16 protein-coding genes and 1 pseudogene are annotated in these 15,881 nt (G+C 71.8%); 5 read left to right on the forward strand and 12 right to left on the reverse strand.

What is annotated here, in order from left to right:
• Positions 1 to 2: 2 nt before the first annotated feature.
• The 11 genes from ACFYXK_RS28465 to ACFYXK_RS28515 all read right to left on the reverse strand — a co-directional run bounded on the left by ACFYXK_RS28465 (position 3) and on the right by ACFYXK_RS28515 (position 11,368).
• Positions 3 to 1,049: an LLM class flavin-dependent oxidoreductase gene (locus ACFYXK_RS28465; protein WP_389413696.1), complete on the reverse strand. Its 1,047-nt coding sequence runs from the start codon at positions 1,047 to 1,049 to the stop codon at positions 3 to 5.
• On the reverse strand, positions 1,046 to 2,425 hold the full coding sequence (locus tag ACFYXK_RS28470) for an NtaA/DmoA family FMN-dependent monooxygenase (RefSeq protein WP_389413697.1): 1,380 nt from the start codon (positions 2,423 to 2,425) through the stop codon (positions 1,046 to 1,048). The genes ACFYXK_RS28465 and ACFYXK_RS28470 overlap by 4 nt, the downstream gene beginning before the upstream one ends.
• Before the next feature lie 23 nt (positions 2,426 to 2,448).
• Positions 2,449 to 3,681, reverse strand: a complete 1,233-nt coding sequence (locus ACFYXK_RS28475) for an LLM class flavin-dependent oxidoreductase (protein ID WP_389413698.1) — start codon at positions 3,679 to 3,681, stop codon at positions 2,449 to 2,451.
• A 152-nt stretch (positions 3,682 to 3,833) separates the two neighbouring features.
• Complete coding sequence (locus tag ACFYXK_RS28480; RefSeq protein ID WP_389413699.1) at positions 3,834 to 4,643, reverse strand: GNAT family N-acetyltransferase; 810 nt, start codon at positions 4,641 to 4,643, stop codon at positions 3,834 to 3,836.
• A 43-nt stretch (positions 4,644 to 4,686) separates the two neighbouring features.
• Positions 4,687 to 5,703, reverse strand: a complete 1,017-nt coding sequence (locus ACFYXK_RS28485) for an ABC transporter substrate-binding protein (RefSeq protein WP_389413700.1) — start codon at positions 5,701 to 5,703, stop codon at positions 4,687 to 4,689.
• 53 nt (positions 5,704 to 5,756) lie between these two features.
• On the reverse strand, positions 5,757 to 6,533 hold the full coding sequence (locus ACFYXK_RS28490; protein ID WP_266671684.1) for an amino acid ABC transporter ATP-binding protein: 777 nt from the start codon (positions 6,531 to 6,533) through the stop codon (positions 5,757 to 5,759).
• Positions 6,530 to 7,534 (reverse strand): amino acid ABC transporter permease, encoded by a 1,005-nt coding sequence (locus ACFYXK_RS28495; RefSeq protein ID WP_389413701.1) that lies wholly within the window; start codon positions 7,532 to 7,534, stop codon positions 6,530 to 6,532. The genes ACFYXK_RS28490 and ACFYXK_RS28495 overlap by 4 nt, the downstream gene beginning before the upstream one ends.
• Positions 7,535 to 7,693: 159 nt before the next feature.
• Positions 7,694 to 8,803, reverse strand: a complete 1,110-nt coding sequence (locus ACFYXK_RS28500; protein ID WP_389413702.1) for an aryl-sulfate sulfotransferase — start codon at positions 8,801 to 8,803, stop codon at positions 7,694 to 7,696.
• A 24-nt stretch (positions 8,804 to 8,827) separates the two neighbouring features.
• Entirely contained in the window at positions 8,828 to 9,823 is a 996-nt protein-coding gene (locus ACFYXK_RS28505) for an ABC transporter substrate-binding protein (RefSeq protein WP_389413703.1), read from the reverse strand.
• 52 nt (positions 9,824 to 9,875) lie between these two features.
• Positions 9,876 to 10,592 (reverse strand): ABC transporter ATP-binding protein, encoded by a 717-nt coding sequence (locus tag ACFYXK_RS28510; RefSeq protein WP_389413704.1) that lies wholly within the window; start codon positions 10,590 to 10,592, stop codon positions 9,876 to 9,878.
• Positions 10,589 to 11,368, reverse strand: coding sequence for an ABC transporter permease (locus tag ACFYXK_RS28515; RefSeq protein ID WP_389413705.1), 780 nt, complete (start codon positions 11,366 to 11,368; stop codon positions 10,589 to 10,591). Before ACFYXK_RS28515 ends, ACFYXK_RS28510 begins: the two co-directional genes overlap by 4 nt.
• A 136-nt stretch (positions 11,369 to 11,504) precedes the next feature.
• On the opposite strand from ACFYXK_RS28515, the gene ACFYXK_RS28520 reads away from it, so the two are divergent.
• A complete protein-coding gene (locus ACFYXK_RS28520) occupies positions 11,505 to 12,074 on the forward strand; it encodes a helix-turn-helix domain-containing protein (protein WP_389413706.1) in 570 nt (189 codons plus the stop codon).
• Positions 12,075 to 12,124: 50 nt separating this feature from the next.
• On the opposite strand, the gene ACFYXK_RS28525 is transcribed toward ACFYXK_RS28520, so the two are convergent.
• Positions 12,125 to 12,676: a winged helix-turn-helix domain-containing protein gene (locus ACFYXK_RS28525; RefSeq protein ID WP_389413707.1), complete on the reverse strand. Its 552-nt coding sequence runs from the start codon at positions 12,674 to 12,676 to the stop codon at positions 12,125 to 12,127.
• A gap of 687 nt (positions 12,677 to 13,363) precedes the next feature.
• On the opposite strand from ACFYXK_RS28525, the gene ACFYXK_RS28530 reads away from it, so the two are divergent.
• From ACFYXK_RS28530 to ACFYXK_RS28545, 4 genes and pseudogenes are all read left to right on the forward strand, one after another.
• Complete coding sequence (locus ACFYXK_RS28530) at positions 13,364 to 14,575, forward strand: acyl-CoA dehydrogenase (protein ID WP_389413708.1); 1,212 nt, start codon at positions 13,364 to 13,366, stop codon at positions 14,573 to 14,575.
• A 129-nt stretch (positions 14,576 to 14,704) separates the two neighbouring features.
• Entirely contained in the window at positions 14,705 to 15,163 is a 459-nt protein-coding gene (locus tag ACFYXK_RS28535) for an Rrf2 family transcriptional regulator (RefSeq protein WP_328622977.1), read from the forward strand.
• Between the two features lie 136 nt (positions 15,164 to 15,299).
• Positions 15,300 to 15,398 carry a putative leader peptide gene (locus ACFYXK_RS28540; protein WP_323139641.1) on the forward strand — a complete coding sequence of 33 codons (99 nt, stop codon included), beginning with the start codon at positions 15,300 to 15,302 and terminating at the stop codon, positions 15,396 to 15,398.
• 257 nt (positions 15,399 to 15,655) lie between these two features.
• Positions 15,656 to 15,881 (forward strand): annotated as a pseudogene (locus ACFYXK_RS28545) (sulfate ABC transporter substrate-binding protein); the annotation flags it as partial.

A 15,881-nucleotide genomic window follows, 5' to 3' on the forward strand; every position in this document is an offset into this window, starting at 1 on the left:
CCTTACAGGTCGGGGAAGGCGGGGTCGGGGATCTCGCGGCGCAGCACCGGGGCGATCTGTGACTGGAAGAGTTCGAGGGAGGCACGGTGCTCCGCGGGGGTGAGCCCGCCCGGCTCCGCCTGGAGGTGCAGGGCCGTGTGGCCGAACGCCTCGTGGTAGCGGTGGACCTTCTCGATCACCTGCTGGGGGCTTCCGACCAGTGCCGAGCTCCGCTCGACGAAGTCCTCCAGCGTCGGGAAGACGGGATCCACGCCCTGCTGCTTGTGGAAGGCGAGGTACCGGGCGAACGCAGGCCGGTACCCCGCCACCGCCTGCTGCGAGGTGGGGGCCGCGTGGTAGCCGGCCGTACCCGCGCCGACGACGGCGTGCGCCGGATCGTGCCCGTAGTGCTCCCAGCGTTCCCGGTAGTGACGGATCAGCTCGGCGTACGGGCCGATCGGGTGGGTGACGTTCGCCGAGAAGAGCGGGTCTCCGTAGCGCGCCGCGAGGTCGACGGACTCCTTGCTGGTCGCGCTGCCGTGCCAGACCCGCAAGGCCGGCTGGAAGGGCCTGGGCAGCACCTCGGCGCCGGCCAGCGAGGGGCGGAAGCGCGGCTCGGCACTCACCTTGTCCTCGCTCCAGATCCGCCGGAACAGCTCGTAGGCCTCGGCGTTGCGCTCCCACTGGTCCTCGGGGGTCACGTGGAACAGCTCGCGCTGCGCCGTGCCGTTGCCCTTGCCGATCATCAGCTCCAGGCGGCCGTCGGAGAGGTGGTCGAGCGTCGCGTAGTCCTCGTACGCCCGCACCGGGTCCAGCAGGCTCAGGGTGGTCACGGCGGTGAACAGCCGGATCCGGCGGGTCAGGGCGGCGATGTGGCTGAGCACCACGGGCGGTGAGGACGACAGGAACGGCCTCTCGTGGCGCTCGCCGACCCCGAAGCCGTCGAAGCCGAGCTCTTCCGCGAGCAGCGCGGCGTCGACCACCTCGCGGAACCGTTCGCGGGTGGGTGTGGGGGCGCCCGTCACCGGGTCCGCGGAGTCCGTGATCAGGGTGATGGCCAGGAATTTCATGCGCCCGCGGCCTGCCTGCCGGAAGGCGCCTTCGGCACGGCGAGCCCGAGGTGGTCGCGCAGGGTCGTGCCGGCGTACTCGGTGCGGAACACCCCCCGCTCCTGCAGCAGCGGGACGACGGTGTCGGCGAAGACGTCCAGGCCGCCCGGGGTGATGTGGGGAACCAGGATGAAGCCGTCGGCCGCGTCCGCCTGCACCAGCGTGTCGATCTGCCCGGCGACGGTGGCCGCGGAGCCCACGAAGGTCTGGCCGGAGGTGGTGGCGATGACCAGCTCCCGGATCGAGAGGTTCTTGGCCTCGGCGAGCGCGCGCCACTGCCGGGCGGTTTCGAGCGGGTCGCGGAACTGGCGGACGCTCGCCCGCCCGAGGGCGACGGTGTTCTCGCCCGTCTCGGGATCGATGTCGGGCAGCGGGCCGTCCGGGTCGTAGCCGGACAGGTCCCGGTTCCAGACGTGCTCCAGGTACTTGATCGCGGTCTGCCCGCTGACCTGGAGGCGGCGCACCTCGTGGGCGAGCTCGTGCGCCTCGGCGTCGGTGTCGCCGAGGACGAAGGTGGCGGCGGGCAGGATCTTCAGCTCGTCGTGGCTGCGCCCGTACGCGGCCAGCCGGCCCTTGACGTCGGCGTAGAACGCCCGGCCCTCGTCGAGCGTCCCGTACCGGCCGAAGATCGCGTCGGCGGAGGAGGCGGCGAACTCGCGGCCCTCGTCGGAATCGCCCGCCTGGAAGATCACCGGGCGGCCCTGCGGGCTGCGCGGCACGTTGAAGTGGCCCTCGATGTCGAAATGCTGCCCCTGGTGGGCGAAGGCCCCGGCCCGGGCGTCGCGCAGGAAGGTGCCGGATCCGGCGTCGGCGACGATCTCGCTGCCGTCCCAGGAGTCGAACAGCTCGTGCGCGGTGGCCAGGAACTCCTCGGCCCGGCTGTAGCGCTCCTCGCGGGGCAGGAATCCGCCGCGCCGGAAGTTCTCACCGGTGAAGGCGTCCCAGGAGGTGACCACGTTCCAGGCGGCCCGCCCCTCGGACAGGTGGTCCAGCGAGGCGAACTGGCGGGCCACCTCGTAGGGCTCGTTGAAGGTGGAGTTGATCGTTCCGGTCAGTCCGAGACGCTCGGTGACTGCTGCCAGGGCGGCGAGCACCGTGAAGGTGTCGGGACGGCCGACGACATCCAAATCGTATATTTCTCCGCCCTGTTCGCGCAGTCGCAGTCCCTCGGCCAGGAAGAGGAAGTCGAACTTGGCGCGTTCGGCGGTCTGCGCGAAGTGGACGAACGAGTCGAAGTCGATGTGGCTGCCGGCCGCCGGGTCGCTCCACACGGTGGTGTTGTTGACGCCCGGGAAGTGGGCCGCGAGATGGATCTGCTTGAGCGGTTTGCTACTCATGACGGCTCCTTACGGGTCCGGGATCAGGCGGCGGGGTGGGCGGCGTAGCGGCCGGCCGGGCGCTGCAGGCCCAGCAGTCCGCGCAGGGTGTCCGCCTCGTACGCGCGGCGGAAGACGCCGCGCCGCTGCAGCTCCGGTACCAGCCCGCGGGTGATCGCGGGCAGGTCGTGGGCGAGTGCGCCCGGCCGCAGCCGGAAGCCCGACAGGCCGGCCGTGCGCCAGTCCTCGAGCAGGTCCGCCAACTGCGCCGTGGTCCCGGTGAAGATCGCCGTGTCACTGCTGTACGTGGCGCCCGCGAGCGCGTCGAGGCGGCTGCGGCGCGCATCGGCCGCCGGGGCGTCCTCGTCCAGGAACACGGTGAGGTCTGCGAAGAGGTGCAGCGGCTGCGCCGCGAGCCCGGCGGATTCCCGGGCCCGCCGGATCCCGGTGACCGCGGCGCGGGCCCCGCCGGCGTCGTGCACGGCGATGTACCCGACGTCCGTGGACCGGGCGATGAGGCCGTACGCCGCGCTGCCGTCGCCGGGCGCGCCTGCGGCGCCGGCCGCGGTGGCCGCGGTGATGACGGGTTGCCCCTGCGGCGGGCGGGGGGTGATCGACGGCCCCCTGACGCTGAAGTGACGGCCTTCGAAGTCGATGTGGTGCAGCTTGTCGCGGTCGATGAACCGGCCGGTGGCCACGTCCCGGATCTCGGCGTCGTCATCCCAGCTGTCCCACAGCCGCCGGATCACCTCGATGTGGTCGGCGGCCTCCTCGTAGGACTCCGCATCGGGGAGCGGGACCGCCCGGCGTCCGAAGTGCCGGGCCTCGTGGGCAGGTTGTGATACCTGGATGCGCAGGCCCGCACGTCCACGGCTGACGTAATCCAGGGTGGCGATCGCCTTGGATATGTGGAAGGGCTCGGTGTGGGTGGCGGTCACGGTCGGGACCAGTCCGATGTGCCGGGTGAGCGGTGCGACGCGGGCGGCGGTGAGTACCGCGTCCAGCCGCCCGCGGACCTGGTCCGTGCGCCCGTCGGGCCCGTCGGCGGAGGAGGACTGGAGGGCGAGGGAGTCTTCGAAGGTGACGAAGTCGAGCAGTCCTGCTTCGGCCTCGGCTACGGCATCGGCCCAGTAGCGGGCCGTGAAGAGCTCACCGGGCCGGGCGCCCGGCTCGCGCCAGGCGGCGGGGTGCCAGCCCGCGCCGTCGAGCGCGACGGCGAGGTGCAGCGATTCCGAAGATGCTGATGTGAAAACGGATGCAGGCGGGGATGAGGACACGTCGAATTGCGCCTTCCTGATCGGCCGTGCGAAAAGGAGGCCGATACGCGTCGCCGAATATGAGGACGTATGAGAGTGCGATGAGGAAGCCCGTCACCGATATCTCCTCGAGACGCTACGCCCGATAGCGGTGCCATACAATGACCTGAATATTAAGAGAAGTTGGCAGCGGTGTTGCCGGGTGCACGGACCGCCGTGAAGGACGGGCGGCGGCGCAGGGTGAAGCCGATCGACTCGTACAGCCGGATCGCCTTCGTGTTGCTCGCGGCGGTGTGGAGGAACGGGACGGCGCCGCGCTCCCGGATGCCCGCGGCGACGGCACGGACCAGCTGCGTCGCCAGCCCCCGCCCCTGGTGGTCGGGATGCGTGCACACCGCGCTGATCTCGGTCCAGCCGGGCGGCCGCAGCCGCTCTCCGGCCATCGCGATCAGCCGGCCCCGGTGCCGGATGCCGAGGTACGTGCCCAGCTCGACGGTGCGCGGCAGGAAAGGGCCGGGCTTCGTGAGCTCGATCAGGCCGAGGATCTCGGGTACGTCACGGGGACCGAGCCTGACCGCCTCGGGGGCGGGTTCGGCGCGCAGCGCGGTGTCGACCAGCTGGACGCCGGGGACCGAGCCGACGGTCTCCCAGCCGTCGGGCGGGGCCGGTACGCCGCTGAGCGCGGCGATCCGGCCGTCGCCGATCAGCCGGTGCAGGTCGGCCCACGAGTCCGGGTCGGCCGGGTCCGCGAGGGCGGCGAACGGCGAGACGTCCGGCGGATAGCGGGCGGCGCGGGAGGAGGCGGGGCCGGCCCCGGGCCGGGCCGCCCGCTCGGCGAAGGCGGCGTGCGCGCCGGACAACGAGGCCCAGGCGGGGTTGTCGAGGACGTGCGCGGACACCAAGGCGCCCAGGCCCGTGCCCGTACTCGTACTACTGCTCGTACTCGTGCTCGCGCTCGTGCCGGGAGCGGCGTTCGTGCTCATGGGGCGGGCTCTCCGTCCGTGGCATGGCCCGGGGGCCGGGGATTCAGGAGTTGGTCACCGGCAGGCCCGGCGGGTCGACCTCCGAGGTGGTGACGGCCTCGTTGGACAGGTTCCAGGCGGCGAGCAGCCGCGCGTACTGACCGTTCTTGATCAGGTGGTTGATCGCCTCCGCCACCGGCTTGGCGAGCCCGCTGTCCTTCTTCGCGGTCGCGGCGATCAGGCCCTGGAGGGATTCGCCCGCACCGGAGAAGGAGCCCGCGTTGCGGGTCGGGGCGTTACTGCTCGCCGTCTGGGTGATGTGGTAGGCGATGGACGGGTTCGGGCCGAAGCTGAGGTCGATCTTCTTGCCGCTCAGGGCCAGGTAGGTGCTGTTGGCATCGGGGAAGTACTTGACGGTGATGTCCTTGCCCTCGGCCTGGAGCTTCTTCTGCCACTCCAGCAGGATCTTCTCCTGGTTCGTGCCCGAGCTGACCGCGACCGTCCGTCCCGCGAGATTGCGGTAGTCGCCGCCGAAGTTCCACGGGTTGTCCTTCAGCGTCTCGAAGGCCAGGTTGTCCTGCCGGTAGGAGGCGAACTCGTACTTCTTCTTGCGCTCCTCCGTGACCGTGACGTTCGTGAAGGCCACGTCCACCTTGCCGCTGTCGATGCCGACGAAGAGGTTCTCCCAGGTGGAGTTCTTCACCACCGGCTTGAGCCCGAGCGTCGCGGCCACCAGGCGGCCGAGGTCCGGTTCCGCGCCGGTCAGGGTCTTCTGGTCGGTGCCGACGTACGCCAGCGGCGGGAAGCCGGCGGGCAGCGCGCCGACCCCGATGAGGAGTTCGCCGCGCTCGCGGACCTCAGCGGGCAGCTGGGCGCGCAGGGACTCGACCACCGGGGCGGACAGCTCGGCCTGCTGGGCGGCGCCGTTGGACACCGCGCCGACGGTGACCTTGCCGGAGTCCGGCCCGGTGGCCTCGGCCTCACCGCCGCACGCGGTGAGGCCGGAGGCGAGCGCCACGGTGGCGGTGGCGGCGCCGAGGCCGCGGACGAATCTGGTGCGCAGGGAGCGTCGGCGTTGCATGGTGTTCCTTTTCGGTTCGGAAGGGCCGGTGGGCGGGGTGGGGTGCGACGGTGTCAGAGCACCTTGCTCAGGAACTCCCGCGTACGGGGATGGGCGGGCCGGTCCAGCACTTGCTCGGGCGGGCCCTGTTCGACGATGCGGCCGCCGTCGAGGAAGACGATCTCGTCGGCCACCTCGCGGGCGAAGCCGATCTCGTGCGTGACGATGACCAGCGTGGTGCCGCCGGTGGCCAGGCCCTTGATCACGGACAGCACCTCGCCGACGAGTTCGGGGTCGAGCGCGGAGGTGGGTTCGTCGAAGAGGATGACTCCGGGCCGCAGCGCCAGGGCGCGGGCGATGGCCACGCGCTGCTGCTGGCCGCCCGACAGCTGTCGCGGATAGGCGCCGGTCCGGTCGCCGAGCCCGACGCGCTCCAGGAGTTCGCGGGCCAGGGCCCGGGCCTGCGGTCGCGGCAGCCTGCCGGTGGCCACCGGGGCGGCCGCGACGTTGTCGAGCACGGTCAGGTGCGGGAAGAGGTTGAAGTTCTGGAAGACGAAGCCGATGCGCCCGCGCTGGGCGAGGATCGCCCGCTCGCTCAGCTCCTTCAGCCGTCCGCCGTGCCGCGTGACGCCGATCGGCTCGCCGCCCACGCTGACGTATCCGGCATCGGGCTTCTCCAGGTGGTTGATGACCCGCAGCAGGGTGGACTTGCCGGAGCCGGAGCGGCCCAGGACCGCGGTGACCGTGCCCGGCCGCAGCGTCAGGCTCACCCCGTCCAGTACCTGCTGTCGGCCGTACCACTTGTGCACGTCGTGGACCTCGATCGCGGCGGCCCGCAGGGCGGTGGTCATCGCGCCGTCTCCTTCCGGAAACGGTCCCGGAGATCGCCCAGGCCCGTCCGGGCCCGCTGCAGGGGGGTGGGCGGTACGGTGCGCAGCGCACCGCGCGCGTAGTACCGCTCGACGTAGAACTGGACGACCGAGAGGACGCTGGTGAGGACCACGTACCAGAACGTGGCCACCAGCAGCAGCGGCACGATGTCGCCGGAGTAGGTGCTGCCGAGGCTCTGCACCGTGCCGAACAGGTCGAGCAGCGATACGTAGAAGACCAGGGAGGTGGCTTTGACCAGCCCGACCAGCTGGTTGACGTAGGCGGGGACGATGGAGCGCAGCGCCTGGGGGAAGACGATCCGGGCGAACTGGTACCGCTTGGGCAGTCCCAGTGCGGCCGCCGCCTCGTGCTGGCCCTGGTCGACGGAGAGCACGCCGGCCCGTACCACCTCGGCCGCGTACGCCGCTTCGCTCAGGCTGAGTCCCACGACCGCCACGACGATGTCGGTGGCCAGCCGCGATTCGTCGAAGGTGAAGAAGGCGGGCCCGAAGGGCACCCCGATGCTCAGGGTGGGGTAGAGGGCGCTGAGGTTGTAGAGGAAGAGCAGGACCACGATCAGCGGCACGGAGCGCAGCAGCCAGATGTACGTCCAGCTCACCGACCGCAGTACGGGGTTCGCGGAAAGCCGTCCGAGGGCGAGCAGGATGCCGCCCGCGAGGCCCAGGACCGCGCTGTACGCGGCCACCTGGAGGGTGATGAGCAGGCCCTCCAGGATGACCGGCCGGACGAACCAGTAGGCGAACCGGTCCCATTGGTAGAAGGGGTTGGTCAGCAGGCCGTGAGCGGCCTGGGAGACCAGGAGCAGCACGACGGCAGTGGCGATCCACCGCCCGGGCCGGCGGAGCGGGAGGACCCGTTCCGCCGGCGCCGCCGGTCCCGGGGGCGCGGTGAGGACAAGCGATCCGGTCAAGGACACTCCAGCAGCATTCGATGAATCGAGGAATCGAAAAGCAGCCGTCATGTCGAAGAGAAGAGGCCGCTGATGTCGTTATCTGCGGCGTAAGCTAGGCAGTTCGTAGAAGGGCTGTCAACGGCCCTGATATCGGAATCCGCGAAAGCGTGCGGCAATTTCATCCGCCGTACACACAACGCCTTCCGGTGAAATGAACCGGGCTGTCGTTCACAGCCAGGGAAGCTGATCGGCGGAGTACCGGTAGGCGCGGAAGACGGAGTTCTGGGCGCCGGCCGAGGACTCCAGGCCCACGCCCTCGCCGAAGGACCGGAACTGCGGGACCACGAACTCCCACACCACGTCCCCGCCGGGGGTCACCTCGAAGAGCCGCCCGAAGGAGCCCTCGGCGATGAAGGTGTTGCCGTTGGGGAGCCGCTGCGCGCTGGACATGTACGGGCTGTAGAAGTTCTGCGGCGGGTTGTCCTCGTAGGCCCACACCTCCTTGCCCGTGCGCGGGTCCAGCTCCAGCACCCGCGAGTACGGGACGGAAGTGGTGTCGCGGTAGGTGCCGTTGTCGAAGACCAGGATGTTCCCGCCCGCCAGCTCGTGCGGATGGTGCTGCTGCGCCAGGACGTCGGGGCCGATGTGCCACAGCACGGACCCGTCGGCGCGGTCGACGGCCACGGTGGAGGACACGCTGCGGAAGCCCAGGACGATCGAGCCGTCGGCGCGTTCGTTGACGGTGTTGGCCATGGGCCAGTGCTCCCGGGCGAAGTGGGGGTCGAGCGGGAACTCCTCGGGGTCGAGGTGCTCGATGGCAGCCCAGCGCCACACCTCTTCCCCGTCCCAGGTCAGCTCGTACACCACGTCCCCGTAGATCACCCCGCCCGGGGCTTCGGAGCCCGGGATGCCGCCCCGGATGCGGGCGGCGTCGGCCGGGTCCAGGGGTTCGACGACGGTGATGATGAGGTTGCCGTTGCGCAGGATCGAGGCGTCGTGGTGGTGGAAGGGGTGCCGGACCTCGCGCAGGACCGTGGAGTCGGGGGCCAGTTCCTGGAAGATGCCGCCGTGGTAGACGTCCCAGATGGGGAAGAGGGTGGGGCTGGCGGTGTCCTTGGCCGCGTAGAAGAGGTTGCCGCCCGGGAGGAGCTGGGCCTGGCGGCCGGGCGGGTACGGGGAGTTCCAGGTGTGGACGGGCCGGCCCTCGATGTCGACGAGGTGGATCTCGCCGGCGCTGGTGATGGGCGTGTAGAGGGTGTAGCCGCCGTAACTGCGGGCGGGGTCATGGGCGATCAGGCCGACGCCGCGGCGGCGCAGGGTGTTCTGGTCGACGGTCATGAGGATCTCCTGTCGGGGCGTGGCTCAGTGGACGGTGACGGCGGCCGGGTCGGCGGCCGTCAGGGGTGCGGGGTACAGATGCCGCAGCAGCGCGGCGTGGTCGGCGGAGCCCGGCAGGCTCTGGGCTGCCTTCGCCCAGCCGGCCTCCTGGTCCAACTGGGCCAGCAGCTCGGGTGAGAGGGTCGCGCCGTAGCCGTAGCGGGGTTGGAAGGCGTCCACGTAGTCGGCCTGGAGGGCGCCCTTGGACTGGGCGACTACGGCCTTTCGCGCGGCGGCCGGGTCGGCGGCGATCTCGCGCTGGGCCTTCAGCAGAGCCCGGAGGACGGCCGTGGTCGTCTCGTCGGTCGCCTTCGGGCCCGCGACGAGCAGGGTCCGTGCGGTGTAGCCGGTGAAGGGGAGCTCTGCGTAGCGGTCGCCCAGGGTGGTGCGGGCGGCGTCGTAGAAGCTGGGGAAGGTGACCCCGGCGTCCACGTCGCCGCGGGCCAGCGCCGAAGTGACCTGGTTCGGGGCGAGGTTCACCACGGTCACATCGGCGGCCGTCAGCTGCACGGAGGCGAGCATGCGTGACAGGGCGTACTCGACGTTCGTACCCTGCGGGACTCCGACCTTGCGCCCCTTCAGCGCGGCGAGGCCGGTGATCTGCCGGTCGGTCCGGGTCAGCAGGCGCCAGTCGGAGAACCGGGACAGGTCGGCGACGATCCGCAGCTCGCGCCCGCTCAGCGCGGCGGTCACCGCGGGCAGGTCGCCCACGACGCCGAGCTGCGCCTGACCGCCGAGCACGGCGTTGAGCGCGTCGCGCCCGCTGGGCTGGGTGGTCACGGTGGCGTCGATGCCCTCGGCGGACCACAGCCCCCGCTCCTGGGCCACGTAGACGGGCGCACCGCCGAGGAGGTCGCTTCCGGCGAGGGAGACGGCGGGGTGGCCGCCGCCCGCAGCGCCGGAGCCCCCGGCACAGGCAGAGGCGAGGGCGCAGAGCAGGGCCGCCGTCAACAGTGCGGCCACTGCACGGGGTCTGGGCATGACGGGGAGTCCTTCCGGGGACGGAGGTGGGAGCAGGGAGGAGTCGGGGGCTTCAGTCGGAGCCGAGGTGACGTGAGATCAGCGAGCGCAGGTCCGGGTCGGGCGGCCCGGCGGGCACGGCGTGGTCGGCCAGCACCCGCCCGGGGGTCCCGCCGAGGACGACGACCCGTTCGGCGAGGGCCAGCGCCTCGTCGATGTCGTGCGTGACGAACAGGACGGTGGTTCCGCGGCGCCGCCACAGCTCCCGCAGCAGGGTCTGCATCCGGGTCCGGGTCAGTGCGTCCAGGGCTCCGAACGGCTCGTCCATCAGCAGTACTTCGGGCTCGGCGGCCAGGGCGCGGGCCAGTGCGACGCGCTGCTGCATGCCGCCGGACAGCTGCGCCGGGTACTTCTCGGCGCCGTCCGCCAGCCCTACCTCGGCCAGTGCCGCGAGGGCGCGCCGGCGGCGCTCCGGACGCGGCAGGCCGAGCCGCTTGAGCGCGAATTCGACGTTGCCGCGGGCGGTGCGCCAGGGGAACAGCGCGTAGTGCTGGAAGACCACGCCCCGCTCCGGGCCCGGCCCGTCCACCGGAGCGGAGCCCGCCGTCACCCGCCCTTCGGTGGGCCGCACGAACCCGGCCACCAGGTTGAGCACCGTGGACTTGCCGCACCCGCTGGGCCCCAGCAGCGCCGTGAACGATCCTGCCGGAAGCTCCAGATCGGTGCGCTCGAGCACCGGGGCGGCCCCGTAGTGGACCGACAGCCCCTCCAGCCGTACTGCCAGGCTCATGAGGCGCTCCAGTGCACGAACCGGCGGCCGACCGCGGCCAGTACGAGGTCGACGGCCACGCCGAGCAGTCCGAGCACGAGCAGCCCCGCGAACATCCGGTCCACGCGCAGGAACTGGCCGTCCACTTGGAGCCGGTACGCCAACCCGCTGTCCGCGCCGCCCAGTTCCGCAGCCACCAGGGCGAGCAGCGCCACCGAGGCCCCGTAGCGCAACGCGGCGAGCAGTGCGGGCGCGGCGGCGGGCAGCAGCACCTCGGTGAACCGCCGGTGCAGCGGCGCCCCCAGCGACCGGGCCGCCCGCAGATGGGATGCCGGCACCCGGGACACCCCGTCGTGTACGTACAGCCAGACGGCGAGCAGCACGGCGTACGCGATGAGCAGGCGCTTGGCGGTTTCCCCGATGCCGAACCAGGCGGTCGCGAGCGGGACCAGCGCGATGGCCGGGATGGGGCGCAGGAAGGAGACGACCGGGGTGACGGCGGCGGACAGCCGGGGCAGATAGCCGGTGGCGAAGCCCAGCGCGCCGCCCACGAGGGCGCCGAGCGCGAAGCCCTGCCCGGCGCGGGCCAGGCTGGCGCCGAGATCGGCGGCCAGGATGCCGCTGCGGGCGCTGTCCGCGAGCGCGGCCGCGGTCTCACCGGGCGTGGGCAGCAGTCCCGGGGCCACCGCACCGGACCAGGCGAGCAGGCTCCACAGTGCGAGCACGGCGCCTGCCGCGGCCAGGGCCGGGCCGAGCCGGCCGGGGCTCCGGCCGGGCGGTGAGGGGGTGGCGTGCACGGGGCGGCTCCTCGCTGGGTTCCTCGTCGATAAGTGAGGTCAATAATTGACCACGCTTATGACGGGAGTGTTGCGGCAGTACGAAACCTCGCCGGAGCCCGCGGTGCTCGATCGGTGATGAGGTACGTTCACCAGCGTGTCTCGACCTGAACCCACGCCCGAGGCGATCGAGGTCGGACGGGTGATCCGGAGCTGCCGCAAACAGCGCGGCGTCTCCATGGCCGTCCTCGCCACGCTCTCCGGCCTCTCCCAGCCGTTCCTCAGCCAGCTCGAACGCGGCCTCGCCACCCCCAGCCTCAGCTCGATCTACCGGATCGCGGAGGCGCTGGACGTCACCCCGGGAACCTTCCTGCGGCCGCCCGCCCGGCCGGGTGCGGTCAGCCACGAGAGCGATCCGCAGGTGATCCGCGTCAGCGAGGCCGCCGGGCAGATCGCCCGGGTCCTCATCCCCGGCGGGCGCAGCGCGCTGATGGAGGCCTACGAGCACCACTTCGAGCCCGGCCAGGGTGAGCGGGGCTGGTTCGAGCACCCCGGCGAGGACTTCCTCTACGTACTGGAGGGCGAGATCGTCCTCGAGGTCGAGGGCGAGGAACCACTGACCCTGCGCGCCGGCCAGAGCGCCCACCACCGGGGCGAGGTCCCGCACCGCTGCCGCCTGACGGGCCCGGCCTCCGCCCGCACCCTGCTGGTCATCGCGAACGCCTGAGGAACCCCCGGCGGTGGCGGCGGAGGTTCCACGCCCGGTCGGCCGGGGGGCTACTGGTGGTCGGGAACGTACTTGTAGCCGACGCGGCGCACGGTGGAGATGCGGTCCCGGTAGGCGGGTCCGAGCTTGCGGCGCAGCCGGGCCACGTGGACATCGACCGTACGGCCGTCGCCGATGTGCCCATACCCCCAGATGCCCGAGATGAGGGCATCGCGCGTGTGGACCGTGTACGGATGGGACACGAGGTGGGCCAGGAGGTCGAACTCCAGGTAGGTGAGGTCCAGTTCGCGCCCGTCGACCTCGACCAGCCGACGTGCGCGGTCGACCCGGATCGTGCCGTCGAACTCGACGGGGTCGGGGTGCAGGGCCGGTTCCGGCTCGGGAGCCGCGAGCGTCCCGGGCTCGAGGGAACGGATCTCCGGACGTATGCCGTGCGCGTCCATCAGCGCCACCGGGTCGACGTCCGCCGGCAGGAACACGAGGTATCCGACGCGGCCGCCACGGGTCCCGTCGGCGAAGGCGCCGGGCGGACGGTCGCCGACCAGCTGGAGGCGCTGGGCCGGGGAGCGGCGGATGGCGGGTGCGGGAATTGCGGTGGTCACGATGAGCCCCTTCGGCTGCGCGGATCGAGGTACGGATGCCGGGTGTTCGGGCACGTCAGGGCAGGGGGTCTCCGTGACGGACCCGTACGGCTCACAGGGCCGGGGGCGCGAAGAGCGCGGAGCACGGAGCACGGAGAGAAGCGGCAGCCGGAACACCGGCGCACGTCGAGGAATCGCCCTGCCGAAGAGCCCTAGAAGGGTCGGCACATGGCGCTGGCGACGAGACGGAAGTCAACGTGCCTGCGGCGTACGAGCAACGGCTGCGACGGGGACATGGCCTCATCGTGAAGTGCGCGGCGGGCACGCGTCAATACTTCCCTACTGATTGCATAGGAAAAGTCTGGACCTTGCCGAGACGCATCGCACCGGGCGAACCTCCCGAGTGCGCGCGCCCCCTGACAGAGGATCCGGCTGCGCCCAGGCCGCACGAGCCGACCCCACGAGCCGGCCGCCGACCTGCAACGTCTTTCATCCCGAGATCGGATTGTCCACGATCCGGTCACACACTTGCCCGGAAGGCCTCTTCGGGCAAGTATCCCTATCAATCCGATGGGAAAGGTGGGGATTCGGCGAACCGGCCGACGCCACCCAACAACGTTCCGGAGTAGCCGACATGACCACCGCCATCCCCCATGGCACCGCTGTCCGCCCAGTCCACACCCCGCACAGCGGCACCGGGGCCTGCCGGTGACGCCCACGCGGACCACACCCGGCCCTGCCGGACCCCGATCCACCGACGAGCGGCGCCGCGCGCTCCTGCGCACCGCCCGCGATGTGGCGGACGACCTCGCCGCTGACGCCATCGTGCGCGATCAGGCAGGCAAGCCGCCGACCGACGAGACGGCCCGGCTGCGCGAGGCCGGCCTGCCGGCGGCGCTCACCCCGCCCGGGCCCGGCCGCGGTGCGGACTGGCGTACCGGATGCGCCGTCATACGGGAGATCGCCGCAGCCGACAGCTCTGTCGGCGACGTACTCGCCCGCCACTACGTGCACGCCTGGAGCGGACGCTTCTACGCGAGTCACGAGCACGCGACCGCCCTCGAAGAGGAGTCGGTGCGCGAGCGGTGGCTGTGGACCGGGGCGGTCCGCACGCCCGCGCCCAACGGCGACACGGAGGGACCGGACCTCACACTGCGGCCGCGCGCCACCGGCTACGTACTGACCGGGCGCCGGTCCGTGGACACGGCGGTGGCCGCAGCCGACCAGATCGTGGTGGACGCCGTCTGCGCCGCGACCGGCGACGTGCTGGTCGTACGGATCCCGCCCGGCGCCCAGGGCGTGACCGTCGAACCCGCCCACGATCGCCTCGGGCAGCGGGTCGCGGGCGCGGGCGAGGTCCTCCTGGACAGGGTCACCATCACACCGGGGCAGGTGCTGGGCCGCCGGCCGCACGACGAGGAGTCGACACCGCCCTTCACCGCGCTCGCGGAGCCGGCACTCCGGCTCGCCCTGTGCCACGTCGGCCTCGGCATCGCCGAGGGCGCCCTCACCGAAGCGCGCGACCTCAGCAGGGGCGGCCGCGCACACCGGCTGCCCGGCGAGGACCCGGACCTCTTCCTGACGTACGGGGAACTCGCCTCTGCCGCTCAGACGGCCACCGCCGTGGTCGACCGGGCGACGGAGGTGATGGCGCAGGCCCTCGCCGCCGGCGCACAGCTCGATGCCGAGGTACCCGCGGGCGTCGCCGCCCTGGTCGCCACGGCCGAGGCCGTGATGTCGAAGGCCACCTTGCACATCACCGCCCGGGTGCTGGAACTCGCCGACGCCCCCGGCCTGGACCGGTTCTGGCGCAACGCCCGCGTCCTGACGGCCCACCGCCCGGTCGCGCACCGCCTGCGCTCCATCGGCGAGCACTACCTCAACGGCTCCCACCGCGCGGTGGCGGCAGCCTTCCACTGACCCGCAGGGCGCCGCTCAGGACGCGGATCCGCGCCCCGGTCCCCTCGGCTGCCGGGCGCGGCTGCCCGCCCGGCAGCCTGCGGCCACCCACGGCCGACGCCGGCCGAATCCATGCCGGATAATGGCCCTATGCGGATCTCAGCCAGGGCGGACTACGCGGTACGTGCCGCACTGCAGCTTGCCGCGGCGCAGGATGACGGGCCGGTGAAGGCAGAAGCCATCGCCGACGCCCAGGACATCCCGCACAAGTTCCTCGAGGGCATCCTGAACGACATGCGCCGAGGCGGTCTCGTGCTCAGCCAGCGCGGCGGCAACGGCGGATACCGGCTGGCGAAGCCCGCCCAGTCCATCAGCATCGCGGATGTGATCCGCGTCGTGGACGGACCCCTCGTCTCGGTGCGCGGAGTCCGCCCACCGGACCTGTCGTACACCGGCCCCGCCGAGTCGCTGCTCCCCCTGTGGATCGCGCTGCGGGCCAACGTGCGCGAGATCCTCGACGGCGTGACACTCGCCGACGTCGCGTCAGCCGACCTGCCCTCCGGCGTATCGGCGCTGACCGACACCCCTGGGGCCTGGACCAATCCCTGATCTACCGCCCCACCTGCACTTTCTCGCATAGCGAGATCCAGGCGTCCACCATGCGGTCACCCTCTTGGGGCGGGTGTCCGCCTCTGCCAAGATGCCTACCAACCAGGTGGGAAAACTAGGAATCGGGGAGGTAGCCGTGCGCACACTGCACCACGCAAGCCGGATGCTGCCGCTGACCTCCCGCCTGCACATCGACCTGGTCCGTACGTCCAGCGCCATCTGTCAGCCCTGCTGACACCCTTCGCCGGGCCTGGCTCCGCGCAGGGCGCCCCCGGGCACCGTCCCCGTCCGCTCTCCATCGGACGGGCGGGCCCCCTCGGTCGACCCCACCGACGGCGCGCCTTCGAGCGTGGCCATCCGACACCTCTCCGTTCCTCAGCCGGCGGCCGCGATCCCGCCGCCGGCGACCGCGAGTGGGTGCCGTGTGCGCCGATGCCTTCCCGCCGCCCCTCTGCGTACCTCTTTGAACACCATCCCTGAAAGGACACCCCCGTGTCTGCCGCAAGACCGCTCACCACCCTGCGCGCCATCGCCGTCACAGCGGCCCTTCCCCTGCTGCTCACCGCCTGCGGCTACGGCTCCGAGGCGAAGAAGGACGACGACAAGGCCGGCGCCGCGGCCACCGGCGACAAGAAGCTGTCGGCTTCCGAGGTCCGTATCGGGTACTTCCCGAACCTGACGCACGCCACCGCCCTGGTCGGTCTCCAGGAGGGCCTGA

This window comes from Streptomyces sp. NPDC002209 (genome assembly GCF_042890265.1).
GTDB lineage: Bacteria > Actinomycetota > Actinomycetes > Streptomycetales > Streptomycetaceae > Streptomyces.

What these genes read in the sequence shown, in the direction of transcription:
- ACFYXK_RS28465 (WP_389413696.1), bottom strand. Translation starts at nt 1,049, where the DNA reads ATGAAATTCCTGGCCATCACCCTGATCACGGACTCCGCGGACCCGGTG.
- ACFYXK_RS28470 (WP_389413697.1), bottom strand. Translation starts at nt 2,425, where the DNA reads ATGAGTAGCAAACCGCTCAAGCAGATCCATCTCGCGGCCCACTTCCCG.
- ACFYXK_RS28480 (WP_389413699.1), bottom strand. Translation starts at nt 4,643, where the DNA reads ATGAGCACGAACGCCGCTCCCGGCACGAGCGCGAGCACGAGTACGAGC.
- ACFYXK_RS28485 (WP_389413700.1), bottom strand. Translation starts at nt 5,703, where the DNA reads ATGCAACGCCGACGCTCCCTGCGCACCAGATTCGTCCGCGGCCTCGGC.
- ACFYXK_RS28490 (WP_266671684.1), bottom strand. Translation starts at nt 6,533, where the DNA reads ATGACCACCGCCCTGCGGGCCGCCGCGATCGAGGTCCACGACGTGCAC.
- ACFYXK_RS28495 (WP_389413701.1), bottom strand. Translation starts at nt 7,534, where the DNA reads ATGACGGCTGCTTTTCGATTCCTCGATTCATCGAATGCTGCTGGAGTG.
- ACFYXK_RS28500 (WP_389413702.1), bottom strand. Translation starts at nt 8,803, where the DNA reads ATGACCGTCGACCAGAACACCCTGCGCCGCCGCGGCGTCGGCCTGATC.
- ACFYXK_RS28505 (WP_389413703.1), bottom strand. Translation starts at nt 9,823, where the DNA reads ATGCCCAGACCCCGTGCAGTGGCCGCACTGTTGACGGCGGCCCTGCTC.
- ACFYXK_RS28510 (WP_389413704.1), bottom strand. Translation starts at nt 10,592, where the DNA reads ATGAGCCTGGCAGTACGGCTGGAGGGGCTGTCGGTCCACTACGGGGCC.
- ACFYXK_RS28535 (WP_328622977.1), top strand. Translation starts at nt 14,705, where the DNA reads ATGCGGATCTCAGCCAGGGCGGACTACGCGGTACGTGCCGCACTGCAG.